Consider the following 25,948-nt stretch of genomic DNA (forward strand, 5'->3'; position numbering starts at 1 on the left):
TCAGGTATCAGATTTTTGGGCGTTTTTCAAAAATTTGGGTCCAGACTCAGTCTTATTTCCGGAATTCGAAGTCTTGCAGCTCTTCCTTGGGCTCTTCTTTGATTTCCTCGGGCTTTGAGTCGAACAGATTGAGTGGGCTGATGGCGAACCGCCACTCTGGTTTTTTCAGGGTTCCCTTTAGATTAACCGAAGCCATGTGGCTGACTGGATCGAAAAGGGGCATAATGATATCTGAAATCAAGGGGATATCGGTCTCTCGTAGGAGATACATTTGAACCTGGAAGTCTAAGAGGGAACTACTGGTGTGGTAGTCACCGATTCCTTCCAAACGTCCAGTTTTACCGGTTAGAACTAGGTCTGGAAAAGTCATTTTGCCATCGTCCCAGGCAAAATAGGACTTGGCTTCATTCAATTGTAGTTTGGTGAAGGGTAATAAGTCGGAGAGAGGGCCAAAGAGTGGAATCTGTGCGAGATTCCCTTCAGTGATTTCAATTTCTCCTTTGGCCATGACTCGATCCAAGCCATACCCAGCTGGTGATATCCCGTTCACATGGATCTGAAGCTTTCCTTCAAGTGGCTCTTGGTCCTTCTCATTACTGGGGGCTGTTTCTTCCTCTTCTTCAATTTCCTTAACCGAAGCGATGCGTTGGAGCGACTCATCCAGATCTGCGTTTTCGATATCAAAATCAAAAATAAGAAAAGACTGTTCTTCCTGTCTCAAAAAGGATGCTTCGCCCCAGCCATTTCCACCAGCAAAGCCAAATTGGACATCATCCAACAAGGTGTCGCCTCGTTGGTAACGGCCTTGGACATCCAAGCTGTCGAATGGAAAATCATAGAGAGTCATTCCCTGATCTGTTTGGATGGAGAAGTCTATGTCCTGCCAATGGGTATCATTCTCAAAGTTGAACTCTCCCTTAACTGAAATGTTGGGATTTCCATCCCAGGTATAGGGTTCGAGGATTCTTAATCCACTTTCGCCAAATAAGCTGAAGCTGGGCTCTAACTCGATGTTGGACTCCACATCCACGATCACGTTTTTCAGCTTACTGAACACCAGCTGCCTTTGAAAACCTCCCTTGGCATTGCCTTCCGGCCTTTCGAGCTCGAGATCAAGCGCATCGATATAGTTGGGGCGAATAAACATTTTAGAGGAAGCCCGGTCGAAATGCATGCCTTTCAAATTGATGTTCTCTGCTTCTGCATATCCAAACAACGTGAGCTGCTTTTTAAATTTGAAGGCATTGCGGAGAGAAAGATCCATCCAGGGTAGTTCGCCTTTGATATCCAGGTAGTCGAAGGTCTTTTTCCACCAATCTCGCCACCAGACATCGATGTCGTGAGGGCGAAAGCGACCGACCATTGAGAAGTGATAAAATGGGCTTCTAAGATCTTGGCGAAAGCTGCACAGCAGGTCGTTTCCATAACCTCCGCCTTCCAGTCTATAAACATCTGCTTTGGTGCCTTCCAATGTACCTCGAGCCTGCGCCCACTTAAACGGCGTCTTGATAATGTCTATATCACGAGTTTCAACGCGGAATTGAGCGGTGGCTTCATCCAGATTGCCAGGGTATTTGAAATTGAGATCCACGTAGAGTGGTTTGTATTGTTTGGACCATCGAAGTTTCCAGAGGTGATCAAATTCAGGACGCGCAAAAACCTCTTCCAGATTCAGGGATCCTGTTAAGGTTCCCGCAGCCGTCTTTTCTTTCCAGTCTCCTGTGAGGTCTGCTTCGAGGCTCCCGCCATAAAGCGAAGTAACCAAACGGCCTTCCGCTGAATTTTGACTTAGTAGTTGGCCTTTGAATATCAGGTGATCTACCGCGGTGCCTTGGATTTCAATGGGGCCAGTTGTTATGTCTGCCTCGAAGGGAAACAGGGTATCCAGGTTGAAGATCGGTGTATCTTTCCAGACCGAAAGGGTTAAATCTGATGCGCTTAGCTGGTTGATGGTGTCCTCTAGAGATGTGGCCTTTATCTGAATGGGCCCACGCATCTGAATTTCTGGAAATACTTGAATCAGTGATTGTTGACTGGCTTCCGTGATCGTGGGCAGACCCTCGTAGCTAAATGCATCCGCCATCAGAGTAGCTTCAACGACGAAGGTTTCCCTTCCCTCGCTGCTCAACCGAAAGTTCGCGCGTGGAGAAAGTGCTCCCTGGAGGTTTTTTGAATAGTCCGAAAGAAACCGCGATAGTTGCAAATATTGAATATACAGTTCCGGGCGATCTTCCTTCTTTCCTCGCGGCTGGCTCAGCTTTGCCACGAGTGCGCTTAGATCGCCATGTGCGGATAGGTTAAGGGTTTTGAAACGTCCGGTCAGGTAGTTAAGGTTCCAGGTGCTCCATTTTCGTGTAAGCTCAAGATTTAAGTCGCTAACAAGGGTTTCAGTTGCTCCGGATCGTGAGACAACAGGAGGGCTATAGAAACTGGTGCTGCCAAGTCGAAGCAGGGCGAAGGGCGGTTTGCCAATAATAAGCGCAGCGTAGTTGATATCCAGGTACAGTGATCCAACGTCCAAAGCAGGACCCTCAAGATCGGTAAATGCTACACGAGCACTTTTAATGAAAACATTACCCCTGAAATCCAGGGCTATCGTTTCGAAATCTAGGTTCAGGCCTTGCTTCTCGAATTCCGCTTGGAGCTTTCGTATCAGTTTATCAGGTACAGGTAGCTCCTCATAGTATATACTTAACCCAAGCGCTGTTAGCAAAAGCATCAGGCTAAATATCAGGGAGATCATTACCAAATTCTGGCAATGAAGGTAACACCTCATCAGGAAGGAGCGCTGCTTCTTGGCAAGGTAAGACATTGGAAGCTAAGCTAAGGTGTTTTTCTGATATTGAATTCTCGTAGAGAAGAGAATCAGGGCGAAGGTTCGACCGGACTCACTTCATCCTGTTGAGGTGTTCTTTCTAACGGCGCTGTGGGTTCAGGCTCTGGACCGGGATCGAATCTTGTAAAACTCAGTTTGAAGAAGGCATCGATAAATCTCTGGGTGGTATAAAACACATGCCCTCCTGCCTCCATCCCGGCGATGGCATTGGTGCCCGTGAGTCGTTCGGTTACCCAGAGCGGCGTTGTCCAGGCGCGCGTTTCCGTGCTGTCGGTCGACTCGAAGAGAAGATCAAGCCGGAACTTCCAAGGTACATTCCCGAATCCCTCCTCGATAAATTCACGAGCTTCAATCTGGCTGGATTGTTCCACGAGCGAAAGCAGGCTTTCCTTACCCTCATCGTCTAATTCATCGGCTTCTGCAATGGCTTCCCAAGTGGGAGTTACTTCATTCAGAACAGCGTTGTAAACGATACTATCCGTCTCTGTATCGGAAATGGTGATGCCGACTAGTTTCGCGTTTTCGGGTTCCTCGTGCAGGAGTCTGAGGCGGTAGTTAAATGGACGTGTATGAAAGTCGGCTAGTATTGAAGTATCTACTTCATAAATAAATGGATCTTTCTCTAATTTAGCATAGGCATGCCGCGCATTTCCTTCTACCAGATCGCCAATGATGAGCGTTAGAGGAGTATCCCCTTTCAGCTGCACGATGCGTTGAGGATCGGTAAATCCGTAGTTTTCCAGATCTGCATTCGAAGGAGCATCGGAGACAAAGTTTTGTGCTCTTAGAAGAAACAGGCTGCCGACTAATTCAGCCAAGATCTTTGTATCAGCCGGACTGGCTGCGATATTACCGTCGTCATCGCGACTCAAGACCTGCCAGGCACCGGTCTCTAATTTTTGTAAGGAGACCGAACGGTTGGACTGGGTAATTTCTATTGTACTGAGAGAATTCGGTTCAAACTCCACAAATCGCCGATCTCTAAGAGCTTCTTGTGCGTTGTTGAGGCGTTGATCAAACAGGAGCCCAGGAATGGTAAATACCGTGTCGCTTTCACTGCCTTTGGCGTAGTATAAACGGTCACCTTCCGGAGTAATTAGTTCATTACCAATTTCGATGGTTTGGCGTTTATCTTCGGCCTCGAGGGTCAAACGCGTTTGCGGATTTTCCAACCCGTACTCACCGAGATCTGGACCTGCGTCAGTGATAAATTCTTGTACGTTAAGGCTGTTGAGTCCATTAATCACCGTTTCCACCTCTGCACGATCGGCCCTTGTTTGGAATGGAATTTCAAAGCGCCAATCTTCTGCGCTGCGAGAAATACGGATGCGTAACGGAGTAGGGAAGGACTTGTTCAGACTGAGCGTCTGAACCTCGAAAAGAGGAATATCGAAGACCGATTGGCTACGTAGGTTACTCAAATTGACCAACAAGCTGTCGAAGAGATCGCGTTTGATGACCATGATTTCCTCCCGATCTGGAGATAAAATATAGACGCGATTCCCTATTTCAGTGGTAGAGCCTATCTCGATGGAGGTTCGTTTGATATCCTTGCCGAATTCCAGTTTCATTTGAGGCTTATCCAGTCCGTAACTGGACAAGTCGCGACCCGCGGCTTCGATTTCTTTGACCTCAAAACTGGTTTCCTTTTCCAGGAAAGTAATTTGGTGGAGAATGCGACTGACGGCAAAGAAGTTGGCCGGCCATTCATACGGTGATATGAGGTTCCAGCTGTTTTCCACTTTGCGAAGCACTCGATCTGGGCCCAAATTTTCACCTGAGATCCGGATATAGTCGATATCGACTGCTTCCGCGCCAAATATTTTGCGGCCCTCCAGTTCGTCGGGCGCACGGCCTCCTTTTTCAAACAAGTAAAATACCGCAAACACGACCAGGTTAAGCAGGATGAGGATAACGGTGAGCTGTTTTCTCATGATTCGTGAGGGTAAAATTAACTTCTGCGGAGCCAGTAGATAAAGGTTCCAAATATGGCACTGCAACCGGGCAGTAAAAACCAGAGGGCCAATCGTAGCTTTTTCATTTCTTGTTGGCTAAGAGTGATGTGTAGCCGGTCGATGGGCCTGGGTGCGATCGACAATAAGTTATTCCTATCCAGTGCCCAGTTAAAGGTATTCAAAATGAGGGTAAAATTTCCCAATACGTTGAGGCGGCTATTTGTAATAAGGTTGGAAGTGCCAAACACCACCATCCGTCCGCCCGGGATGTCGATTCCTAGATCTGAGGAGATCGAACGTTCAGAGACCACAGCGATACTGACTGGGCCTTTCAGGTCTACTTCTTCATTATACCCAATTTCATTTTCGTCCCGATAGAAGCGTTCCCCCCAACTCGTTTCTGAGCCGCCGACTATCGGCAGAACAGACAGTCGGTCATCCATGGGTGCGCCAATGTCTGCTCGAACGGGTCTGGAAAAACCAACCACTACAGACTGGCTGTTTTTCGCCATGGATTCTGTAATCGGATGCTCAGAATCAAAACGTCGAAGGAGTAAGTCCCCGCCGTTCATCATGAAATCTGGCCCACTGTCCAGAACTACCATGTCCTCAGCCAGAACACCCCATTGGTAGAACAGATCGCCCAGGTTATTGTTGATTCCCGGATCGATCAGTATGACTAAGCGGCCTGCATTTTCTGCCAGGTAATCTTTTAGAATGGTTACTTCTCTAGCTAGAAGAGGTTGTTGTGGGCCGGCTAAAACGAGCAAGTCTGCATCTTCAGGAATACTCGAGTTGGCTGGTGTCAGGTCCAGGGTGTCTATTGTGAAATTCCGCTGGCGCAACTCTTCGGTCAATTGGGACAATCCAGAGATGGGGTCCACGTTCGCGATATCCAGTTCACCGTGCCCTTTCACAAAGTAGATGGAAGTATTCTGCGGGCTACTCACATCCAACAGGGCCGAGGTAAAGACCTGCTCTCCGCGGAAGGCCGTCTTTTCCATCTCCTCCATTTTGTAGATTTCGTCAGGGGTAATGATGCGGTGTTTATTTTCGGAGGCGAAAATGATTAAGTTGGGCTGATTGATGCCAAACTCATCTGCCAATTGTTGGGCTAGCAGGGTCTGCTGAAACACATTAACAAATTCGGCTTCAATCGGCCCTTTCCCTGCTCTTTGGGCTTCGTAAGCGTACTCTTTAACCAGATTTTCTACATCCTGGTAATAGGAATCCAGATCAGAGCTGTTCTCGCTGGTGCTTCGAGTAACGATAATACGAATAGGTTCATTCAGCTCCTCAACATAAGAAATCGTTTCCGGTGAGAGAGAGAACATCCGATTCTCTGTCAGATCGAAACGCTTAAAGTGGGTCAATGAGAGGGTGTTGAGTCCGATAAAGAAACTACATACCAGCAAAAACTGAAAGATCGAATGGCTGGTATTAATCCAGCGACTGACTTTGAAATCTTCGAATTTTGACATGGTTCGTTATTGCCTTTTGTGGTCAACGGCCAACACCGCCAAGCTAAGCATGAGCAATGTTCCGCTGCCGTAAAAAACGATTGGACGAGTATCAACCACTCCTCTGCTAAAGTCTCTTACATGATCAAACATGTGAAGGTATTCGATGATGACTCGAAGCGTATCGAATTCATTGAGACGTTCAGCAGCGGCGTTATTGAGCGTGTTAGTACCGAAAATAAATCCAAACAATAGTGTGAAGGTAAATATACCTGCGACCAATTGGCTCCGTGTCATCGAGCTGGCAAAGATACCCACAGAGACAAACAGTAGGCCACTGATACAGATAAAAAAGTAACCTCCAATCAGGCTCGCCTGGTCTATGATCCGACCGTCAGGGAAATAGTAATAGGTGATGGCTGGGTAAGCCAATGTGAGGAGGTAGAGTGTGGTGTAGAAAAAGTATGCCGCCGCAAATTTACTAGCCACCAGTTCAATTGAATTGATGGGTGTTGTCAGCAGGCTGTCCATCAACCCCAAGCGCCGCTCTTCAGCAATACTGCGCATCGTAAACAGAGGCACGATGAACAACGCTGGAAAAAAGAACATATTCAGGAACAGGTTCGAAGGAAGCATCTCATGGGGAGCTCGATTATAATCTTCGAGCACCCATTGATATAAAAAGCCCATCACCAGCAGAAAAAAGAACGAAGCCAGGTAGGTGGACGGACTCAAGAGAACGCCCCTGAGTTCATGCCTTAAAAGGATAAAGAAATGTCTCACAGCTTAAGCTTCCTCCTTTGTTTCTGGTTCGTTTTCAGGAGAGACTTCCTCTTCCTCATCTTCGATTACCTCGTATGGTTTCCTGAAGGGCGTGGCTGTCAATCGATCTGGATCTTCCTCATTCACCTCCCAGGAGCGTTTCGTTGCCGCTAGGAATATGTCTTCCAAGGTGGCTTCCTGGCAATGCAGGGAACGCAACTTGAAATTGGGTAGACTCGACAAATGCTTGATCAATTTTTCTCCGACTTTGGGGTCCGAAGGTCCAGCTAGAGTAACTCGGTTCAGTTCAGAGCCGGAAAAGGACTCATTCGAAAGAATAGCCAACTTGGAGCTCACATACTTAATCTCTGGTTCCAGCGATTCCGATGATCCGGCGATCTCCAAGTGATAGGTGCTTTCCGGGAGAAATTCTTTTCTCAATTCCTCCGGGGTGCCGGAAGCGACTACATAGCCGCGATTAATAATGATCACTCTATCGCAGGTCAGCTCGATCTCAGGAAGGATGTGGCTGGAAATAATAACACTCATGCGGCCTTTTAGAGTACCTATGAGCTCCCGAATTTTAATGATCTGGTGTGGATCGAGACCGATGGTCGGCTCGTCCATGATAATCACTTCTGGCTCAGATAGGATAGCCTCTGCAATGCCGATACGCTGGCGATAACCTTTCGAGAGACCCCCGATAACGCGGCGGCGAGCGCGTGCAAGGTCGCAGAGTTCAAGCACGTATTCAATGCGTTTGCGAAGCTTACGTCCCGATACACCTTTCAACTTCCCTCGAAATTTTAAGTACTCAGTCACCCGCATGTCCCCTGGTAGAGGATTGTTTTCAGGCATGTAACCGATCTTGCCCTTAATTTCTTCTGGGTGTGTGGCGACTGGGATTCCACAGATGTAGGCCCTTCCACTATTTGCAGTAATCAGACCTGAAAGGATTTTCATCGTCGTGCTTTTACCAGCACCGTTGGGACCCAGGAAACCAACAATTTCCCCTTTCTTCAATGAGAAGGAGATATCCTGAATGGCCGTTATGCGGCCGTATTGTTTGGTAAGGTTGTTAACCTCTATGCTGTATTCGACGGAGTCTTCCATCAGGATAAGAAAAGCTAAGAGAAGGCTGGCATCTTGCGTTTTGCAATGGCGATTTTATAGGGTAGCAGAACTTTTACCTGCGCTTGATGTGCACTTCGCCTGAGTTAAGGGTGGTTATTTTGCCCTCCCCGGTTTTCAGGATTAATGATCCTCGGTTATCTAGCCCATTGGCTACGCCCTGAATGTTGCCATTGCGGGTTTCGGCTTCGATGAGCTGTCCTTTCAAAATATCAAATTCGGGCCACATGTCTTCAAAAGTGCTGCGGATGTTGCCAGCCAGGAAGGCCTGATAGCCTGTGTAAATGGCCTCAATCAAGAGAGCCGCGGTTTTATTTAGGTCCTGTTCCTCTCCGCAGAGTTCCCTCAAACTGGTCGCGGACTCCTTCAATTCCTTGGGCCAATCCTGTTTGGTCTGGTTTACATTGAGCCCGATTCCAAAGACAAGTTCTCTCAATGAATCAGCATCTACACGAGCTTCTGTTAGCATGCCTCCCAGTTTCTTGCCGTTGAAGAACAGATCATTGGGCCATTTGACTCCGACCACCTTACCAAGTTGCTGCCTCAGGTGCCGTGCAACATAGACGCCCATCCACAAGGTAAATAGCTGCATTCGATTTGGTTGCACATAGGGCCGGCTGCCAAAACTCATATAGAGATTACTCGAGGGTGGGCTGTGCCAGGCTCGTCCCATTCGCCCCCGGCCAAGGGTTTGTTGATTGGATATTACCAGGAAGGGCGCCTCGTAATCATTGGCCAATAGCCGACTCGCATGATCGTTGGTGCTGTCGATGGTGGTTAGGAATAACAGTTCGGGGCAATCTTCCGACTCCTTCAAGTAAGCTCGCGTTAATAGAGCATTCAGAGAGTCTGGCTTCTTGCTGATTCGGTATCCCTTGCGGCGAATCGCTTCGAATTCAAAGCCTTGGCTCCTCAGTTGTTTCATGCGTCCCCACACGCTGACCCGACTCACACCCAATTGCTCCGCAAGAGCATTGCCGGAGACAAAGCCATCCTGAGCTTCCAGGAGTGCCTTCAATATGATGAGGGAGTGATCTTCTGAGTGAGGCATGTGTCTAAATTACTTCCAGTCCAAGCCGATGTCTTTCCATACAGACTTATGGACCAAGGCACCAGTGGACACGAAATCCACGCGTATCTCCGCAATTTCGTGCAAGTTTGTCAGAGTAATGTTCCCTGTTGCTTCTGTACAGGCTCGATCGCCGATAATGTCCACAGCGGCTTGCAAGTCCGAAAGGTGGAAATTGTCCAACATCAGCTTGTCTGGCTCAGCAGCCAACACCGCCGAAATTTGGTTAAGATGATCAACCTCTACTTCAATGAGCAGATCAGGATTTAGATCCTGTGCGCGATGCACCAGATCAGTCAAAGACTGTCCCGTTTGAGCTTGGTCTGCCGCCAGGTGATTGTCTTTCAGCATGACTCGGTCGAACAATCCGAGTCGGTGATTCCAGCCACCTCCGCAAGCCACGGCATATTTTTGCAGCATGCGGTATCCCGGGGTGGTTTTGCGCGTATCGAGGAGTTTAGTAGACGATGCGCCCAACGCATCGACATATTTATAGGTCTCGGAAGCTACCCCTGAGAGAAACTGTAAAAAGTTGAGCAGTACACGCTCAGCCATGAGCAGTGTCGATATGGGGCCTGTTATCTCACCAATGGATCCGCCAGCCGCCAAGCTGGCTCCATCTTCGGTATGGGGTGTAAAGGCCAATTCTGGATCGTAAGCCTCGAGCACCAAAGTCACCAATGGCAACCCACAGAGGACAAGATCTTCGCGGGCATGGAGCACAGCGTTGCCGGTGCCTGTCTGATTGAGCACGGATGAGGTAACGTCTTGGGGACATGCGTTTGAATGGCGCAAACCTGCACCCTTGAGGTCCTCGTCTTTCGCTAATGCGACCAACCCCTTCAAATACGTCGGGGATAAATCTTCTGCAGCAACCCGGTGCAAAAATCTTTGAATTCTCTCCTCATTATTCACGGGAGTACCTTAAAGCTGATACCTTGGAAGCTCACAAGCTTTAAGCCTGCTGGTTTGCCGCAAAACGGGCTGAGATTATCGAGCGGGTTCCAAGTGGCAATATGGAAATGAATTGCCAAGTAGCTGTTTGAGCGTCAATACCCCCGACCTTTTGCGTAACAGGGTTGAAACGCCTTCTAGTTCTCGGCCCGTAAAAGCCTACTTTTCACATGTTTGATTTGCTGACCAAGAAGCGGGGTAATTGGAAGGATGACATTCTCTCAGGCCTCACCGTCGCTCTAGCGCTCGTTCCCGAGGCGATTGCTTTCTCTTTTGCTGCTGGAGTGGATCCACTCGTTGGCCTTTGGGCAGCCGTTTTCATGGGCTTCATTACGGCTTCTATCGGTGGTCGCCCGGGAATGATTTCTGGCGCCACAGGAGCGATCGCTGTGGTGGTTGGAAAGGCCGTGCAATATGGAGAAACCCAGGGTGAAGGACTAGGACTACAATATTTGTTTACGGTGATTATGCTGGCCGGTGTGATTCAGATCACCTTTGGCCTACTTCGATTGGGTCGGTTTATCAGACTGGTGCCTCATCCCGTGATGATGGGTTTTGTAAACGGCCTCGCGATCGTGATTTTTATGGCCCAGTTCACATCCTTCAAATCGCCGGACGGCTCTTGGTTGCCTCAAGATCAGCTTATGGTCATTGGTGCGCTCATTGTGGCGACGATGTTGATCATCCAATTCTTCCCAAAACTGACCAAGGCTGTCCCCTCTACTTTGATGGCCATTGTCAGTGTTGGGTTGCTCAGTTATTTCTGGGCAGATTCGAAAACTGTTTCAGATATGCTCTATGAAGGTACTGGTAGTGGAGTACTCAGTGGCGCATTTCCGCTACCCTCCATTCCTACCGGCTTCATCGATTGGAATTGGGAAAGCATCAAGGTCATTGGAGGCACAGCCCTCACGGTGGCCATGGTGGGTCTCATCGAATCCTTAATGACTCTGCAATTGATTGATGATTTGACCGAGACTCGTGGACACGGGAATCTGGAGTGTATTGCCCAAGGGGGTGCTAACTTCATGTCCGGACTATTTGGCGGCATGGGCGGTTGCGCCATGATCGGCCAAAGTTTGATCAATATTAAATCTGGAGGCCGAGGACGAACTTCGGGTGTCGTTGCCGCCGTCGCGTTGGCCATTTTCATTATGGTTGGCGGACCGGTTATCGGACAAATACCCATTGCAGCTTTAGTTGGAGTTATGTTCATGGTGGTCATCGGCACTTTTGAGTGGTCTACCTTCAAGACATTCGGGCGTGTCCCATTCTCTGAAATCTTTGTCATCTTAGCTGTGACCTTGATCACTGTTTTCCTCCACAATCTGGCGCTTGCTGTCATTGCAGGTGTGATTTTATCGGCCCTGGTCTTTGCATGGGAAAGTGCGAAGCACGTGCGGTTGAATCCTCAGGATCGTGAAGATGGTGTGCGTCTGTATGGACTTCAGGGATTACTATTCTTTGGGTCTGTCCGTGAGTTCACGGAACGTTTGTCTCCCAGAGATGATCCCGACGAAATAATTATCGATTTTCTGGAAGCCCGCGTGTGTGACTACTCCAGCTTGGAGGCATTAAATGCGCTCACCGAGCGGTACAAAAAGTCTGGGAAACGGGTACGTCTGCGTCACCTCAGTCCGGATTGCCAACAGCTTCTCAAGAGATCCGCTCCTTTGGTGGAAGTTGAGATAGCTGAGGACGATCCGCACTACACAGTCGCTCGGATTTAGTCTGTTTCTTTCGTGCCAGTTGGATTTTCCTTTCTAGGAAAAATGCGGTTCATATGACCGCTGACATAAAAGAATACTGCACCGCCTCCGATCAAGTAGAGGTGGTAGGTGGAAAATCGCCAGAGAAGTAGTACCAGCCCAACCATGCTCTCAGGGACAAAATGGCTGAGAATGAAATAGGTTGCTACTTCTACGCCACCTCCACCGCCAGGCAGGAACACAAGCATGGCGAATAAAAACAGGAAGCCTTGGATAAACAGGAGCGGGAATGGATTTTTCAGGCTACCAAATGCGAGTAAGATGAGTGGGAGCGCCCCGTAACGGCAAAGCCACTGGACGGAGGCCAAACAAAAATTGATGACTAATGCGCTGCGACGTTTGCGAAAAAGAAAACGGGTAATGAGCCAAGTGCGTCGCATGCTTCGTTTTAGCTCCCAGCGGAAGTGGCGAAATTTGCCAGGCCAGCGTCGTCTTCTCCCGGTAGGAGTAGCTATGGAAATTGCGTGAATGACTTTGGACCAGAGCCCGGTTTGAAAAAAGACCACCATTCCAATCAATGCTGCTAGAACCAATCCGCCGGCCAAGGCCATCTGCCATCCTGGAAGTTCTGTGAACATGGACGTCCAGTTTTGATCGCGGACGATAAAGAAAATGGCAATGGGTGTAAGCAAGCCAAAGAATGTTAAGTCTACGACTACATCAGCTGCCAACATAGAGGCGCTGGTTGTGAGAGGGACGTGGGCCTTCTTTAGCAAGTATAGGCGTAGGGCCGTACCACCCATGCCTGCAGGAGAGGCCGCTATTCCAAACTCTGTGGACATGGAAACAGAGATTGCTTGCTTATAGGTCAGCTGGTGACCCAACGCCTTGGAATTGATCCATATGCGGCCGCCATTACAAAGCCAGGCGATGAAAATACAGACGAGGATTATGGGAGTAAAGACCCAATTGAATTGGGCGATGTGGTTCCAGGTTTCGCTCTCAACCGTGAAGAATAAAATAACAACCGTGGCTAAAACGCATAGTGTAACACCCTGCAGGCCATAGCGCAGATATTTTCCAAGTTTTGGAGATGAGCTATTTTGTATATCGGCCATTCCTGTCTAGCCAGCTGCCAGGGTCACAGGTGTTTGTTGATCTATTGGAATCAGATCACGATAGTTAGCACACGTCTTAGTGCTTAGGGCCTTTTCTAAAACTCTGTATAGATGGGCTTCAATATCGGGGTAGGAAAAATCAATGGGGTGAACGGCAAAGCGCAGCACATGTGCATTGCGGTTGTAGGCATGAAAAAAGTTAATCCAGAGCTTGGATACGATTCTGCGCCAGGCACTACGCGAACTGTAAACGAGGGTGGGGGCTTTTATAAAAATGTTTGATGAGGTGAGTTCCACACCATCCCAAAGCGTATTATAGAGGAATCCTGTATCACGAATAGTTTGTTTTGCTTCCTCACTGCACAACCAAGCGGGTGCAGTAAAGCCATGAACCGTGAGGTCATGAGGATGAAATAAACGCATTCCAGCCTCGAGCTTTTCCTGTGCTTGTTCGCTCGATAATTGATAAAACTCGCCTTCGCCCTTCGTGTAAACATTGCCCTTCATTTGTTGAAACCATCCACCACGAACTCGCTCTGCTTGATGGTAGTAACCGTGTAGACAAAGATCGAATTGGTCAGATGGCAGGGACTGTAGCCAGGAGACAAATTCTGGGTTCTCTGTAAAAGGAGGTGCTCCGTGATACTGCGGGATGACGAGTAAAGACATCTTGTTGGCCCCCAATGCTTGGCAACGTTCAATAAAGCCTTTGCAAGCTTCCCAGGAGCCGGGATGCAAATCGTGGAATGAGATAATCAACTGTTTCTGCTCAGTATTCATTTTACGGTTGGCAAAGGAGGATCGTCCTTCTTTTCGAACTCGTTGTAAATCGTAGCTACCCACACGCGTTCGTCGTAGTAGTCTTTGAATTTGGTGACCTCTTTTCTATCTATGAATTTGAAGCCGTAGCGCTCGAAGACTTTCTCAGATCGTCGATCTTCATAGACCTGCATTTGCCCATACACTCCTTTGATGCCTAACTCAGCAACCCGATTAACGAATGGGAAAATTAACCTTCGTCCCGCAAACCCCGTACGATATTCCGTATACATGTTGATATGAAAGTGAGCGGCCTCTGGAACACTTTTTGGAGTTTCCCCTGCTGCCTTGAATAGAAACCAGCTCAAAAACTTAATGGAGGCCATGTTGTATTGGAGCGTGATCATACGTCCCAATATTTTGGGTACAGTTCGAGTGATGATTAACCAGAGCTGTTTGCGGTTCACTGAATTGCAATCTAGACAGCCGAGTAAGTAGCCCACGACTCGACCTTCATCTTCAGCCACCAGAGCATTTTCGGGTTCTATGTCTGTGTAGTAACGAGTGAAGAAATCCGCAAACGCATCGCGATCGATGTATACGGGGTCAATGGGCTTTCCCATAAAGCCCGTGTCGCAACAAATGTCACGGACCGCTTGGCGATCACTGGGTGAATAGGGCCGAATCTTCAGGCTCATGCTTTCCAATCTTAGCAGCGTTTTCGCGTAAGGTATGCTTTTGGGCGAGTTCGGAGTAGAGGGCGGTCATTTTTGAAAAGGTAGCATTCCAGGAGAAAGTTTTCTCCATATTCTGGCGTCGGAGGCCACGTTCAATCTCTGTTTCTTCGAGCTCCCAAATTTCACCTACCGCCTCTGCCAATGCTTTTCCTGACGTATCTTTCGCCATGATCAGAGGAGATTCATTTTTTAGACCTTCATCCAAGCCACCTCCCCGTATGGCCAGCACCCTTGTCCCGCATGCCTGAGCTTCGAGTGATACCAGGCCAAACGTCTCACAATCACCTGCGTGAACAAAGAGATCTGCAGCGGAGTAAAAATCTGCTAGGCGCTCAGGAGAATCGCTGAAATGCATCCAGCTTATATTTTTCTCCTCGCGGGACTTTTGCCGCACTTCGTCCCGCCATTCGCCATCCCCCAGCAAAGCCAAATGATGTGGTTCGGGCCGCTTCTTCAACTCTTCCATCATATCAAATAAACTCCGAATGTTCTTTTCGCGGGCGAGGCGACCCACGAATAGCAATAGCTTGGTGTCCGTTGATATTCCTATTTCTTTGCAGATACGGGCTCTACTATCACGTGGGGTGAAAGTTTTCAGGTTAGTGCCCAAGGCAATCTGCCGCAGATTCTGAATCCCGATTTCATCGAGAGCTTTGTAGCATCGTTTACTCGAGACTACCGTAGCGGACATTCGTTTGTAGAGTTTGATCAGATAACGTTGGATCAGTGGAGAGACCAGGCTTTCAATATAAGGTCCAGTGTATTTACGAAGCGTCCGATCCAGAGCTCGAGGGTAGTCGGAATGATAAAATGCAACGATAGGTATTTGATTTCTTTTTGCCGCCTCTAGACCTATCCAAGCGGCTCGATACGGATCACCCACTTCAATGACATCAGGTTGCTCTTCAGCGATTGCCTGCAAAATCTTCTTTTTGCCGACCAGCATGCGGTAGCTGTTCGATCCAATCAGCTTTGGACTTTTAATTTCGTAGATTGAAGTGCGTCCTTCGTGGGTGATTGCATTTCGATGTGATGGAATTACCAAGCAATGTGAGTGAGGGGTATGTTCTAACAGGTACGCTATTTTTTCATGAACATAGCGTCTTACGCCACCACTCAAGGTGCTGTAAAATTGTACGACATCACAAATTTTAAGGGCTTGAGATTCCATTGATAGGATAGAAGACCAAATATTGTTCAGAGGCGGGTCTTCACTGGCAACTGATTTTTCAGCGCCTGAAAAGAACCATTTGTTGAAGTTTGGCCCAGTGAAATGGATACCTGAATCCAGCCAAACCTTTGCTGCTACAGGCCTAATTCTGAAAGGGCGATCTTGACTACCACTTTCTTAATCATTTGTGGAGCTCCCACAGCGAGCTGGGGCATATGGCAATCCTGAGGCAACAAATAGGCAAATGAGCCAGGATAAACGTCAACCAGGGTAGGAATGATTTCGGGAGTATGGTAGAACGTTACATCTCTATCCTCTTCGTAATCGGTAGTGGAGGTAAGTCCCTCTGTTTGTACCACTGCAATACCTTCAGCTCCTGCGAGTGTGCTTTGGATATCGGCGTACTTCTTGTGCGCTTCAAATCTGGCCTGGTCTGGCTCTTTGGTTTCATAGCTCATGACAATGGCAAATATGGATTTTCCGTCGATCGGGTAGTCGCCATCAGCGGTATCTGCATTGATCGTATCTAGAAATGCGAAAGCCTTATCCCAAGCTGGGCCCAAAGAATAGCTACTAGCGTTGGCAATGGTATCTGTGATCATGCTCTTTTTCCGATGTATAGGGTTTTTGTAAATCGTGTGTAAAGTAGAGGCTGCAACTGCAGAGTTTTTGACCTAACCAACTTCAATTCCAAGTTTTGACCGTTATTAATCAGCGCAAGTCGTGAAGAGATCAAAGCAAAATACCAGAGGCTATACCCTCGTGGAAATAATGTTCGTCGTAGTCATAATTGGATTACTGGCGACCATGGCGTATCCCGCATTCATAAAAGTGAAGACTCATTCACTGGCATTTCGGCTTGCAAATGACTTTCGCGTTTTCTCCGGATTGTTCGAAGCATACACACTCGACAACGGGGTATACCCAGCCGATGCGTCGCCTGGAGCGATTCCAGCTGGTATGGAAGATTACATCAAATCAGCTAACTGGTCGGAACCATCTCCTATTGGCGGTAGCTACGATTGGGTCTATAATGGAGTTGGGTCAGGTGGAGTAGCGGCTGCGGTATCTATTACTAGCTATACCTCAGGCGATGACCCAGTCAGCAAGCTGGACGAGCTAATGGATGATGGAAACCTCGGAACGGGGGTTATTCAGAAAAATGGTGGCACTGTTCTATATATCATCGAATAGCTGCACTCTATAGTGAGACTTTAAGTCCATTGGAATGGGGACGTTTTCCTAGATTCTGGAATGTTGTAAGAAGAACGTAAATGGTTCTAGTAATATTGTTGCTCTACTCTTAATAGAGCTATCTTGGCGTTGTTCAATTAACCTGAAATAGTCCAATGAAAACAAGTAACATAACTTTAGCCCCAAAAGCAAAACACGGCTTTACGCTGGTGGAAATCATGATCGTCGTGGTCATCATAGGTATTCTTGCCGCCATGGCTGGAGTTGCTTTCAAGCACACCCGCGACCGCTCTATTGCTACCCGAGTTGCGAACGATCTCCGTGTTTTTGCAGACGCTTTCCAAACCTATACCCTAGAGAACGGAGCGTATCCAGCCGATGTGGGTCCAGGTACCGTTGCGTCTGGAATGGAGGAATATATAAAAACGAGTGTTTTTACCTCTGTAACTCCCACTGGAGGAAGATACGATTGGGATGAAGGCGTTTTCGGGATTACCGCTGGCGTATCTCTTCAAAACCCTTCTGTTGACAATTCGGTTCTACTCTAAATCGACAAGATTATCGACGATGGCAATCTAAACTCTGGATTTTTCCGAAGTCGTTCAGGCGGACTGCTCTACATTATTGAGGGTTAATATTTTTATCTGTCTACCAAATGTGTCCCGGTAAGAGATGGCCGGGACTTTTTTTATGCTGAGAGGTAAGTTCTGGTAACAAACTTCGATGTATTAACTAGTCGCCGCAGTATGTGACCCCGGTCTTTATGGCCAGGGTTTCTTCTTCTACTACAGGAAGTTCGAAGAAGTTCTGCTTACCAAATTCATAGACGTTCCGATAAATAGCCATTGCTCCCATTCTTGTTGCGTCATTTCAGAATTCACTCGGATGGATAAATTTCTGTTGTGGCAAGTCAGGTAGGTTCTGAAGCTCTGATTCATGCGTCTTCCGAGACCTTTTGCTTATCCTACCATTGCCCCTTATCTGTTGCTTGTATTTTTTGTCACCAAAGCGGCGATAACTGGAATCTGGGTGGTACGTCCCTGGGACGTACCCGACGAAGTTGGGCATTTTTCTTATATTCAGGACATCGCAACGGGGAAAGGCATTCCAGTATTACACGAAACGCTGGTCAATCAAGAGCTCTGGAGGGACTTTGCTCGGAAGGCTGAAACGGCTCCTGATAGTAACTGGATTGCCCAGCATCCACCGGGCTATCATTTGTTAATGGCTCCAGCCTATTGGATAGGCTCACTATTTGGGGAATCCTTCTGGGGAGCGTTTTACTTCATCCGGCTTCTGACTGCCTGTATTTTTGGGCTGGGAATTTTGGTGTTAGTAAAAGCGTTTCGTGAGGCGGAATTATCGGCACCGGTATCTCTTGGACTGGGCATCATGCTCGCTTGCATACCAAACCATACCTTTTTGGCCGGTTCTGTAAATCATGATGCCTTGGTCTTCTTGTGTGGGAGCTTAGCATTATTCTTTTTGATCCGTTACACCAAGCGAGGTTTGAGCTCCGATTTGCTTTTTCTCGGGCTGGTGCTCGGCTCTGGCGGGTTGGTCAAATACACTTTTTTAGTCATTATTCCTCCGGCCCTGGGATGGGCTGGGTTCGTACTATGGCGTAGCAAAAAGTGTTCGCCCAAATCGATCGCACTATTTCTGGGGTTGGTGATGGGGCCTATCTCTTTGTGGATGTTGCGAAATGTTATACTATTGGGTGAGCTGCTTCCCTTGGATACTTCCGGCTTTCATTCTGAGCAGCCATTGGAGATCGGGGTTCTTGAGTTCGGTCAATCGTTTCCCATTTTGTCCATCATCACCCGGAGCTATTGGGGGCTCCTTGGTTGGTTGGGTGACGGTACGCTAAAAGTCAGATGGCTACAGGTATATACTCTTTATCAGCAGGTCTTCACTTGGCCGGTGATTATGCTTCTGGCGCTAACTTTATGGTACTTGGTTAAAGAACGGGTCAGGGGTGGAGCCTGGATGAGCTACTGTGTAGTTGGTTCAGTTGTGGCAGTTCTCTCCTTTGTTTCTTCAGGTTGGTGGAAAATGGAGCACTGGTTCTATCTTCCCCTGTTTTTTCTCGCTGTCGCGATTGTGGGTTGGCGAATTGGAGAAGTGATCAATGGTGTGCGGACTCGCAAAGTGGATGCTGTCTGTTTGGCTGATATGGGTGCGGTCTTTGTCTGCCTGTTTTTTATGATCGTCCATTTCTATAAAATTTATTCCTACAGCCTGCCAAGTGGCTTAATTCAAGGTTCGTTCGGGCGGTATTATATCTTTCTTGTTGGATTTTTTGTGGTTGGATTTTTTGGAAAGGGAGTGAGGTCCTTTCCCATTGCTGCACATCTTGTATTGGGATTTTCCATTCTCTACTCATCCGTCGAATTGTATGTCTGGCTTCATGAGGCCATTCCTTTCTTTTACGTGTATGACTAAGTTTTTCCGAATACTATTCTCCTCAAAGATTAGCTGTGTTGCGGGAATCTTAGTCGTTGGCGTTGTTACCAGCGTAATCTTGCGGGAAGATTCCGTGCAGCCGTTGCACAACAGCTTTCGAAGCAATGAGGTTGTGAGCCAGCCCTTGTTGAATGGCGTCCAATATACTCAAATTCTGTCTATTCCCCACAATTTGGAATCGGAGGACTTTTTGATAGCCTTGTTCTTTGGATGCCCTGAGGCCGATTGCTCCGGAGCAGCAACTGTAAATCTTCAGCAGGGCGACCATCGGCAGGAGCTAACTTCCCCTGGGCTCTTTCCAGCGCCTTTCGAGGGGTACCGTTTCCCCTTTTCGGGGTTTTCAGCTGGCCCAGCCACATTAGAGGTCAAGGGCATATCACAAAACGGGGACAACCCACCTGGCTTACTTTATCTCACTGACGGGAATGAGAAGTTGTTGTCAGGGCCAGGTATTCAAAAAAATGCCAATGCTGCCATCGACTGGTTCAAAGTCGTATCAGGAAATGAAAAACTTAGCCTCACATTTCCCAATTTTATGATTAAAGGTATGTGGCTCTTATCCTTCATGGGATTTGTTGGGCTTGCCTGGCGAGGGGCTCGGCCTGAGGGCTCGAATAACTCAATCAACCAAGACTGACTTTCTGGCGAATTTCTCTCCAGCGTTCTTCTGGTAACGAGGCACCCATTATTTGGACAGCTTCAGCCCCTAGCAGCGACCCGAATTCACCCGATGTTTTTAGGCTTTGGCCGTTGAGCAACCCATACAAAAATCCTGTTGCCCAAAGATCTCCGGCACCTGTCGTGTCGAGAGGACTGTCTACCATGCATGGGTCTACCTTCATACGCTCATCCCCGCGTCCAATAAGAGAGCCTTCTTTGCCGAGTTTTACAACCGCCACTTCCGCCAGATCGGTTAGTTGATCCAGCATCCCCGGGTAATCATCACCGAGTTCAGTGAATGCTGCTGCCTCTTCTTCATTTGCAAAGAGGTAGTCGACGTAATCTCGGATTATGTCGGCCATGATATCCTTAGTCGCATTGACCACTTCGAAGGAGGCCAGGTCCAAGCTTATGGTGCATTTTGCTTCCTTCGCTGATTCCAGGACCTGGTACATCAAGTCACGATTGAACAAAATATAGCCTTCCACATGAGCATGGTCGTACCCTTCAAAGTCTTTGGCTGAAATCTCATCAGGCGATAGTGTCATGGCTGCACCTAGATCTGTGCGCATGGTGCGTTCCGAGTCCGCAGTCACCAATGACAAACAACGTCCATTGGGAATGATTCCCGTTTTGAAGCGTGAACCATCTCCTCCCCGAGCCAAAAGGCCTTCACGATAATAGGTTCCTGTTTCACAGTTTCCGATTTTACCCAACATCGCTACTGGGTTGCCCAACTCAGCCAATCCGAGAATGGTATTCCCTGCTGATCCGCCAGGAGCGCGGGTGGGCTCTACGGGCAATTCTTTCAACATGAGGTCCATAGCCGCTGTATCGACGAGGACCATTCCGCCTTTTTCTCCAGCGACTGAGGCGACAAATTCTTCGCTGACGTTGGCCAGGTAATCGACAACGGGATTTCCGACTCCGATGATTTTTGTATGTGGGCGATTGGTTTCCATTTGGGTCTTAGGATTGATCGTTATTAAACAAGCTGTTCAAATATAGTGGGACTCTTGGACGAGCAACTTGCTAAGTCTGGTGAAGAAAAAGAGGGAGAAATACTGCAGGTCAACTGGATTGTGAGAGGCTTTTACTCCAATATTTCAGGAGTTAGGGGACAAAAAGTTCCAGTTCTACCTGACCAATTCTAAACAATTTTCATGAAGTTCAGATTTTGGTTTGTGCTTTGGAATTAATTTCCGCACTCATGTTGAAACCCATACTTATCCTATGAAGTATATTTTTATAACTGGTGGTGTTGTTTCCTCGTTGGGGAAGGGACTCACCGCCGCTGCTATTGGAGCATTACTGGAACATCGCGGGCTCACCGTTCGAATTCAAAAATTTGATCCCTACTTGAATGTGGATCCTGGGACCATGAGTCCTTTTCAGCACGGAGAGGTGTATGTATTGGATGATGGTGCGGAGACCGACCTCGATCTGGGCCACTACGAGCGCTTCACTTCCGGAGCCTTGTCCAAGCTGAACAACCTGACCTCAGGACAAATCTACGAGTCCGTGATCATGAAGGAACGGCGTGGTGATTATTTGGGGAAAACGGTGCAAGTGATTCCGCATGTCACCAACGAAATCAAGGACCGGATCTACGAAGCCGGAGAAGGGGTTGATGTTCTTATCACTGAGATTGGAGGGACTATCGGCGATATCGAAGGCCTACCATTTGTTGAAGGATTACGACAGTTCAGTACTCAACAGAAGCGAGGAGATGTTCTTTTTATTCACGTCACATTGATTCCTTTCCTCGCTGCTGCCGGTGAGTTGAAAACGAAGCCCAGCCAGCAGAGCGTGGCTAAACTCCGTGAAATTGGAATCCAGCCTGATATTCTAGTATGTCGGACTGAAGAGGAGCTTGGCCCGGATGTCCGCGAGAAATTGGCTATGTTTTGCAATGTGCCAGTGGAGGCCGTTATTGAGGAGCAAGATGTTGAAACCTCCATTTATGAGCTGCCTTTGATGCTGCAGCGGGAGAACGTCGATGATCTTGTCGTAGAGTATTTGGAATTGGATGCTCCGGAGCGACCCATGGATGAATGGAACGATGTCGTGAGAAGGCTCAAGTTCCCCGCCAATAAAGTGACCATTGGAGTTGTTGGGAAGTATATCGAACTCCAGGATGCATACAAATCGGTCTATGAATCTCTGACCCATGGTGGAATCGCAAATGACACCAAGGTGGTCATTGAGCGAATTGATGCTGAAGAGCTCGTGACTGAGGAAGGGCGTAAGCATCTAAGTGACCTAGACGGCATCTTGGTACCGGGTGGATTTGGTGATCGTGGGACCGAAGGCAAGATCTGGGCAGCTCGTTATGCTCGGGAAAATAAACTCCCATACTTTGGGCTCTGTCTGGGTATGCAAATCGCGGTTATTGAATTTGCCCGTAACGTATTGAATTTATCAGAGGCAAACAGTCCGGAATTTGATGAAAATACGCCACACCCCGTAGTTCACCTGATGGAAGATCAAAAGGAGGTGACTCAAAAAGGAGCCTCCATGCGATTGGGTGCTTACAAATGTGATTTGGTTGAAGGGACTACTTCCAGGGAAGCCTATGGAAAAGATGCTGTAGATGAGCGCCATCGCCATCGCTATGAATTTAACAATGCCTATCTTGAAGACCTGGCCAAAAATGGGTTGAAGGTGGCTGGTGTTAACAAAAAGCGCGATTTGGTGGAAATTGTCGAAATCGAGGATCATCCCTGGTTTGTCGGAGTCCAGTTCCATCCAGAGTTTAAGTCCAAGCCCTTCAAGGCACATCCCTTATTTGGCTCGTTTATTAAAGCAGCTCTCAAGAAAAAGGCTGACCGTTGAATGTTTTTTGATTCCGATAAATTATTGCTCCTTGCGGGGCCCTGCTCCTTGGAGTCTTTGGAGACATGCAGGCCTGTTGCCCAGCGCCTGATCGAGCTTCAGGAGCAAAATCCGGAATTAAATATCGTTTTCAAAGGGTCTTTCGATAAGGCCAACCGGACTTCTATTAGTGGATCGCGCGGTACAGGTCTGGAGTCAGGCTTGGAAATTCTCAGTAGCATTAAAACTGAGTTTGGATTGCCGGTAATGACCGACGTGCATGAATCCAATCAATTAGCCAAACTCGCCGAGGTGGTGGATGTTATCCAAATTCCGGCCTTTTTATGCCGTCAGACCGATCTTTTGCTGGCAGCTGCTAAAACAGGGAAAGTGGTAAACGTCAAAAAGGGGCAGTTCCTTGCGCCGCAGGATATGGCCCATGTGGCTGTTAAATTGCAGGAAGGTGGAGCTTCTGAAATCTGGCTTACCGAACGAGGGTCTACTTTTGGCTACCAGAATCTTGTGGTGGATATGCGTGGTTTTGAGCAAATGAAAGAAACAGGATATCCTGTCATTTTTGACGCTACCCATAGCGTGCAGCTCCCCAGTGGTGGGGACGGGAAGAGTGATGGACAGCGAGAATTCGTGCCACCATTGGCCCGAGCAGCCCTCGCCGCTGGCGCTCAGGGAATATTTTTGGAAACCCACCCTGGCCCAGAAAAAGCAATCTCGGATGGGCCTAATATGGTTCCCCTTTCCGAATTATCTGATTTAGTGACCCAATTATTGAAAATCTGGAAGGTCATGAAATCCTTGGCTCCCAGCTGAAAACCATTTTTATATAAGCACAATGGATATGTTTGTTGCTCAAATCCCAGTCCCCTCTATGGGGGCTACCGTCCACGAATTAACTCTCATCGATGTTGAGGTTGAAGATGGCGAGTCTGTCCAAAAGGGACAGAAATGCGCCGAATTTGAGAGCGATAAATCTGCCTTCGATTTTGAAGCCCCTTGTTCGGGTACGATCAAAAAAATCCTGGTAAGAGCGGGCGATATCGTGGAAGCGAATTCCCCTTTTATCTGGATTGAAACAGCCGATAGCTCTCAAAAGCACCTTGAAGTTTCAGACGAAGCTGCAAATGGCGTGGATGCACCTTCACCTAAAGAGCCAGTTTCCAAACCACAGCCTGCGGTCGAAAGTGCTCCTTCAGTTTCCCTAGTTGTGAGGCCTGCCCTGCAAAGTTCTCAACCAGGAGGGTCGGTAAAATGGACACCCAAAGCTTTGCGAATCATTCGTGATGCTGGGTTTGATCCCGCGACAATCACGGATATTCCAGCAACGGGACCCGGCGGTCGTGTTTCAGGATATGATGTTCAGGCATATTTAGCTACACAACCAGCTCCCACACCAGCTGTGGAGCAGAAGCCTTCGTCAGGATCAGATCGGGAAACCGTATGTATTGCTGGAATTGGCTTTGCGGTTCCCAAAACGGTAAAAACGAATAAGGAACTCTTGGAGAAGTTTCCTGGAAAAACAGAAGACGAAATAGTCAAGACAACTGGTATCTCTCAACGGCACATTGCCGGAGAGGGGGAAGGAGTCACTAAATACGCTTTGTTGGCCTGTGAAAATGCCCTGTCGATGTCTGGAATAGAGGTTTCCGATGTGGATGGTATCATCATGGCTACCATCATTCCAGATCAACCCGTTCCGAGTTCAGCCAGTGCCTTGGCTCAACTGCTAGGAATTCCAGGAGCTTTGGCCTTCGACTTGAATGCGGCTTGTTCGGGCTGGTTATATGCCTTGGAAACCGGGCGTGCTTTTATTCGTTCCGGGACTGCCCGAAACCTATTAGTGGTAACGGGGGAATTACTTTCTCGAATAACTAACTACGAAGATTACAGCACGGCTTTCCTATTCGGAGATGGTGCCGGTGCTGCTGTATTAACGGATTCAGAAGAAGGCCATCAACTTCATCGTTTGGAACTTACCGGTGACGCAACTCAGTACGAAGCCATCCAGCGTGCTGGAGGAGGAGCTAAGAACCCGATAGCCAAACCCGGCTGTGATTTGTCCGACTTTTACCTTACGATGAATGGAGCGGCTGTATTTAAATACGCCGTAGTCGCTTTTGCGGATATCATAGAAGAAACGTTAAAGCGTGAGAATCTTTCCGTGGAGGATGTTGATTGGGTGGTTCCACACCAGGCCAATGAACGAATTTTAAAAGCTGTAAGTAAGCGAGTAGGCATACCCTACGAGCGTTTTGTTGTGACCATCGGAAAGTATGCGAATACCTCAGCCGCTTCCGTGTCTATGGCGCTGGGGTGGGCCGCAGAAGAAGGGATCTTCGAGCCCGGAAACAAAATCATTTTTTGTTCGGTAGGCGCAGGATTGACCTACGCGGGTGGGCTTCTCGAGTGGTAGTAGGCCCTTAAAAACGCGGGTTTTTATTAAAAGCATTTAAAAATCTGATCCCATTCTGATGGATTCTGGATAGGTTACCTTGTACCAGTAGCTTCTATCGGATCCTAGCTTCTGCTATGTCAGTCTTGCTCAACATCCTCATTGAAACTCTTCTTCTGATGGCCTTCCTATGGATAGGTAAGTCCATCATGAAAGCACAGTTGCACGCCAAAACATTGGTGGTTGCTGCGTTGGCAGGTGCTTGTGTAAGTCAGGTTCCCTTTGTCGGGCTCTATCTTTCCTTTGCTGTGGTCCTCTTTTTTATGTGGAAAATGGCCCGCGTGGATATGGTACCCGATGGTGCACTGATCGTAATTATCGGTAAGGGCGTTTCCTTTATCGCGATGATCTGGGTAGTAGGAGCAATTTGGGATCAACCCGGTTCAGGAGACTTAGCTGGGTTGGTAGAAGAAATGCCAATTTATGAAGATGGGGACGGCATTCTATATTTCGCTGAAGGAGAAAAAGGTTACCACCGCAATGTGGACGAAGAAAAGGTGTACGTAGATGCTAACGTGCTTTTTGGTCTATCTGAAGTGGTTTCGGATTCTGCTGAAAGTGACACAACAAATGCCTCCGCGGAGGGCAATGATGTTGCCCCAGATGAGCCTGAAGAAATTGCAGCCGTTCCACCGAATAATTCAGCTGATGTGGATTCTATTCCGGGATTTTCTTAGCCATATCTA

The 25,948-nt window shown here is 48.0% G+C and carries 22 protein-coding genes; 9 read left to right on the top strand and 13 right to left on the bottom strand.

Annotation, left to right across the window (positions count from 1 at the left end; all coding sequences use genetic code 11):
- Window positions 1-52: 52 nt before the first annotated feature.
- The 7 genes from GA003_19780 to nadC all read right to left on the bottom strand — a co-directional run bounded on the left by GA003_19780 (window position 53) and on the right by nadC (window position 10,128).
- Window positions 53-2,743 (bottom strand): AsmA-like C-terminal region-containing protein, encoded by a 2,691-nt coding sequence (locus tag GA003_19780; protein ID QXD28209.1) that lies wholly within the window; start codon window positions 2,741-2,743, stop codon window positions 53-55.
- A 122-nt stretch (window positions 2,744-2,865) separates the two neighbouring features.
- Window positions 2,866-4,770 (bottom strand): DUF4340 domain-containing protein, encoded by a 1,905-nt coding sequence (locus GA003_19785; GenBank protein QXD28210.1) that lies wholly within the window; start codon window positions 4,768-4,770, stop codon window positions 2,866-2,868.
- A gap of 17 nt (window positions 4,771-4,787) precedes the next feature.
- A complete protein-coding gene (locus GA003_19790) occupies window positions 4,788-6,272 on the bottom strand; it encodes a GldG family protein (protein QXD28211.1) in 1,485 nt (494 codons plus the stop codon).
- A gap of 6 nt (window positions 6,273-6,278) precedes the next feature.
- Complete coding sequence (locus tag GA003_19795; protein QXD28212.1) at window positions 6,279-7,034, bottom strand: ABC transporter permease; 756 nt, start codon at window positions 7,032-7,034, stop codon at window positions 6,279-6,281.
- A gap of 3 nt (window positions 7,035-7,037) precedes the next feature.
- Window positions 7,038-8,126 carry an ABC transporter ATP-binding protein gene (locus tag GA003_19800; protein QXD28213.1) on the bottom strand — a complete coding sequence of 363 codons (1,089 nt, stop codon included), beginning with the start codon at window positions 8,124-8,126 and terminating at the stop codon, window positions 7,038-7,040.
- Between the two features lie 73 nt (window positions 8,127-8,199).
- Window positions 8,200-9,195: a biotin--[acetyl-CoA-carboxylase] ligase gene (locus GA003_19805; GenBank protein ID QXD28214.1), complete on the bottom strand. Its 996-nt coding sequence runs from the start codon at window positions 9,193-9,195 to the stop codon at window positions 8,200-8,202.
- A 9-nt stretch (window positions 9,196-9,204) separates the two neighbouring features.
- Window positions 9,205-10,128, bottom strand: coding sequence for a carboxylating nicotinate-nucleotide diphosphorylase (nadC, locus tag GA003_19810; GenBank protein QXD28215.1), 924 nt, complete (start codon window positions 10,126-10,128; stop codon window positions 9,205-9,207).
- A gap of 209 nt (window positions 10,129-10,337) precedes the next feature.
- Between nadC and GA003_19815 the strand changes: the two genes are divergently transcribed.
- Window positions 10,338-11,897 carry a SulP family inorganic anion transporter gene (locus tag GA003_19815; GenBank protein ID QXD28216.1) on the top strand — a complete coding sequence of 520 codons (1,560 nt, stop codon included), beginning with the start codon at window positions 10,338-10,340 and terminating at the stop codon, window positions 11,895-11,897.
- Here the strand turns inward: GA003_19815 and GA003_19820 are convergent.
- From GA003_19820 to GA003_19840, 5 genes are all read right to left on the bottom strand, one after another.
- A complete protein-coding gene (locus GA003_19820; GenBank protein ID QXD28217.1) occupies window positions 11,894-12,994 on the bottom strand; it encodes a flippase-like domain-containing protein in 1,101 nt (366 codons plus the stop codon). The two genes, GA003_19815 and GA003_19820, sit on opposite strands and share 4 nt — an antisense overlap.
- Before the next feature lie 6 nt (window positions 12,995-13,000).
- A complete protein-coding gene (locus tag GA003_19825) occupies window positions 13,001-13,774 on the bottom strand; it encodes a polysaccharide deacetylase family protein (protein ID QXD28218.1) in 774 nt (257 codons plus the stop codon).
- Window positions 13,771-14,451 carry a GNAT family acetyltransferase gene (locus GA003_19830; GenBank protein QXD28219.1) on the bottom strand — a complete coding sequence of 227 codons (681 nt, stop codon included), beginning with the start codon at window positions 14,449-14,451 and terminating at the stop codon, window positions 13,771-13,773. Before GA003_19830 ends, GA003_19825 begins: the two co-directional genes overlap by 4 nt.
- Window positions 14,417-15,661, bottom strand: coding sequence for a glycosyltransferase (locus tag GA003_19835; GenBank protein QXD28220.1), 1,245 nt, complete (start codon window positions 15,659-15,661; stop codon window positions 14,417-14,419). The genes GA003_19830 and GA003_19835 overlap by 35 nt, the downstream gene beginning before the upstream one ends.
- 134 nt (window positions 15,662-15,795) lie before the next feature.
- Entirely contained in the window at window positions 15,796-16,263 is a 468-nt protein-coding gene (locus tag GA003_19840; GenBank protein QXD28221.1) for a YhcH/YjgK/YiaL family protein, read from the bottom strand.
- Between the two features lie 121 nt (window positions 16,264-16,384).
- Here GA003_19840 and GA003_19845 point away from each other — a divergent pair, with 121 nt between their 5' ends.
- From GA003_19845 to GA003_19860, 4 genes are all read left to right on the top strand, one after another.
- Complete coding sequence (locus GA003_19845; GenBank protein QXD28222.1) at window positions 16,385-16,855, top strand: type II secretion system GspH family protein; 471 nt, start codon at window positions 16,385-16,387, stop codon at window positions 16,853-16,855.
- A gap of 155 nt (window positions 16,856-17,010) precedes the next feature.
- Entirely contained in the window at window positions 17,011-17,403 is a 393-nt protein-coding gene (locus tag GA003_19850; GenBank protein ID QXD28223.1) for a prepilin-type N-terminal cleavage/methylation domain-containing protein, read from the top strand.
- 388 nt (window positions 17,404-17,791) lie between these two features.
- Entirely contained in the window at window positions 17,792-19,300 is a 1,509-nt protein-coding gene (locus GA003_19855; protein QXD28224.1) for a DUF2142 domain-containing protein, read from the top strand.
- The gene (locus tag GA003_19860) at window positions 19,293-19,958 is read left to right on the top strand and encodes a hypothetical protein (protein QXD28225.1); all 666 of its coding nucleotides are present in this window, start codon (window positions 19,293-19,295) and stop codon (window positions 19,956-19,958) included. The genes GA003_19855 and GA003_19860 overlap by 8 nt, the downstream gene beginning before the upstream one ends.
- Here GA003_19860 and GA003_19865 read toward each other — a convergent pair.
- A complete protein-coding gene (locus tag GA003_19865) occupies window positions 19,945-20,943 on the bottom strand; it encodes an adenosine kinase (protein QXD28226.1) in 999 nt (332 codons plus the stop codon). The genes GA003_19860 and GA003_19865 overlap by 14 nt on opposite strands.
- 271 nt (window positions 20,944-21,214) lie before the next feature.
- Here GA003_19865 and GA003_19870 point away from each other — a divergent pair, with 271 nt between their 5' ends.
- The 4 genes from GA003_19870 to GA003_19885 all read left to right on the top strand — a co-directional run bounded on the left by GA003_19870 (window position 21,215) and on the right by GA003_19885 (window position 25,939).
- Window positions 21,215-22,816, top strand: a complete 1,602-nt coding sequence (locus tag GA003_19870; protein QXD28227.1) for a CTP synthase — start codon at window positions 21,215-21,217, stop codon at window positions 22,814-22,816.
- Complete coding sequence (gene kdsA / locus GA003_19875) at window positions 22,817-23,623, top strand: 3-deoxy-8-phosphooctulonate synthase (GenBank protein ID QXD28228.1); 807 nt, start codon at window positions 22,817-22,819, stop codon at window positions 23,621-23,623.
- A 22-nt stretch (window positions 23,624-23,645) separates the two neighbouring features.
- Window positions 23,646-25,223: a beta-ketoacyl-ACP synthase 3 gene (locus GA003_19880; GenBank protein QXD28229.1), complete on the top strand. Its 1,578-nt coding sequence runs from the start codon at window positions 23,646-23,648 to the stop codon at window positions 25,221-25,223.
- Between the two features lie 116 nt (window positions 25,224-25,339).
- Window positions 25,340-25,939, top strand: a complete 600-nt coding sequence (locus tag GA003_19885; protein ID QXD28230.1) for a hypothetical protein — start codon at window positions 25,340-25,342, stop codon at window positions 25,937-25,939.
- The last annotated feature ends 9 nt before the right edge of the window (window positions 25,940-25,948 follow it).

The sequence above is a fragment of the Opitutia bacterium ISCC 52 genome (genome assembly GCA_014529675.2).
In the GTDB taxonomy this organism is placed as follows: Bacteria; Verrucomicrobiota; Verrucomicrobiia; order Opitutales; family UBA2995; genus UBA2995.

What these genes read in the sequence shown, in the direction of transcription:
- GA003_19780 (QXD28209.1), bottom strand. Translation starts at nt 2,743, where the DNA reads ATGATCTCCCTGATATTTAGCCTGATGCTTTTGCTAACAGCGCTTGGG.
- GA003_19785 (QXD28210.1), bottom strand. Translation starts at nt 4,770, where the DNA reads ATGAGAAAACAGCTCACCGTTATCCTCATCCTGCTTAACCTGGTCGTG.
- GA003_19790 (QXD28211.1), bottom strand. Translation starts at nt 6,272, where the DNA reads ATGTCAAAATTCGAAGATTTCAAAGTCAGTCGCTGGATTAATACCAGC.
- GA003_19800 (QXD28213.1), bottom strand. Translation starts at nt 8,126, where the DNA reads ATGGAAGACTCCGTCGAATACAGCATAGAGGTTAACAACCTTACCAAA.
- GA003_19805 (QXD28214.1), bottom strand. Translation starts at nt 9,195, where the DNA reads ATGCCTCACTCAGAAGATCACTCCCTCATCATATTGAAGGCACTCCTG.
- GA003_19815 (QXD28216.1), top strand. Translation starts at nt 10,338, where the DNA reads ATGTTTGATTTGCTGACCAAGAAGCGGGGTAATTGGAAGGATGACATT.
- GA003_19820 (QXD28217.1), bottom strand. Translation starts at nt 12,994, where the DNA reads ATGGCCGATATACAAAATAGCTCATCTCCAAAACTTGGAAAATATCTG.
- GA003_19825 (QXD28218.1), bottom strand. Translation starts at nt 13,774, where the DNA reads ATGAATACTGAGCAGAAACAGTTGATTATCTCATTCCACGATTTGCAT.
- GA003_19830 (QXD28219.1), bottom strand. Translation starts at nt 14,451, where the DNA reads ATGAGCCTGAAGATTCGGCCCTATTCACCCAGTGATCGCCAAGCGGTC.
- GA003_19835 (QXD28220.1), bottom strand. Translation starts at nt 15,661, where the DNA reads ATGGAATCTCAAGCCCTTAAAATTTGTGATGTCGTACAATTTTACAGC.
- GA003_19840 (QXD28221.1), bottom strand. Translation starts at nt 16,263, where the DNA reads ATGATCACAGATACCATTGCCAACGCTAGTAGCTATTCTTTGGGCCCA.
- GA003_19850 (QXD28223.1), top strand. Translation starts at nt 17,011, where the DNA reads ATGAAAACAAGTAACATAACTTTAGCCCCAAAAGCAAAACACGGCTTT.
- GA003_19855 (QXD28224.1), top strand. Translation starts at nt 17,792, where the DNA reads ATGCGTCTTCCGAGACCTTTTGCTTATCCTACCATTGCCCCTTATCTG.
- GA003_19860 (QXD28225.1), top strand. Translation starts at nt 19,293, where the DNA reads ATGACTAAGTTTTTCCGAATACTATTCTCCTCAAAGATTAGCTGTGTT.
- GA003_19865 (QXD28226.1), bottom strand. Translation starts at nt 20,943, where the DNA reads ATGGAAACCAATCGCCCACATACAAAAATCATCGGAGTCGGAAATCCC.
- GA003_19870 (QXD28227.1), top strand. Translation starts at nt 21,215, where the DNA reads ATGAAGTATATTTTTATAACTGGTGGTGTTGTTTCCTCGTTGGGGAAG.
- kdsA (QXD28228.1), top strand. Translation starts at nt 22,817, where the DNA reads ATGTTTTTTGATTCCGATAAATTATTGCTCCTTGCGGGGCCCTGCTCC.
- GA003_19880 (QXD28229.1), top strand. Translation starts at nt 23,646, where the DNA reads ATGGATATGTTTGTTGCTCAAATCCCAGTCCCCTCTATGGGGGCTACC.
- GA003_19885 (QXD28230.1), top strand. Translation starts at nt 25,340, where the DNA reads ATGTCAGTCTTGCTCAACATCCTCATTGAAACTCTTCTTCTGATGGCC.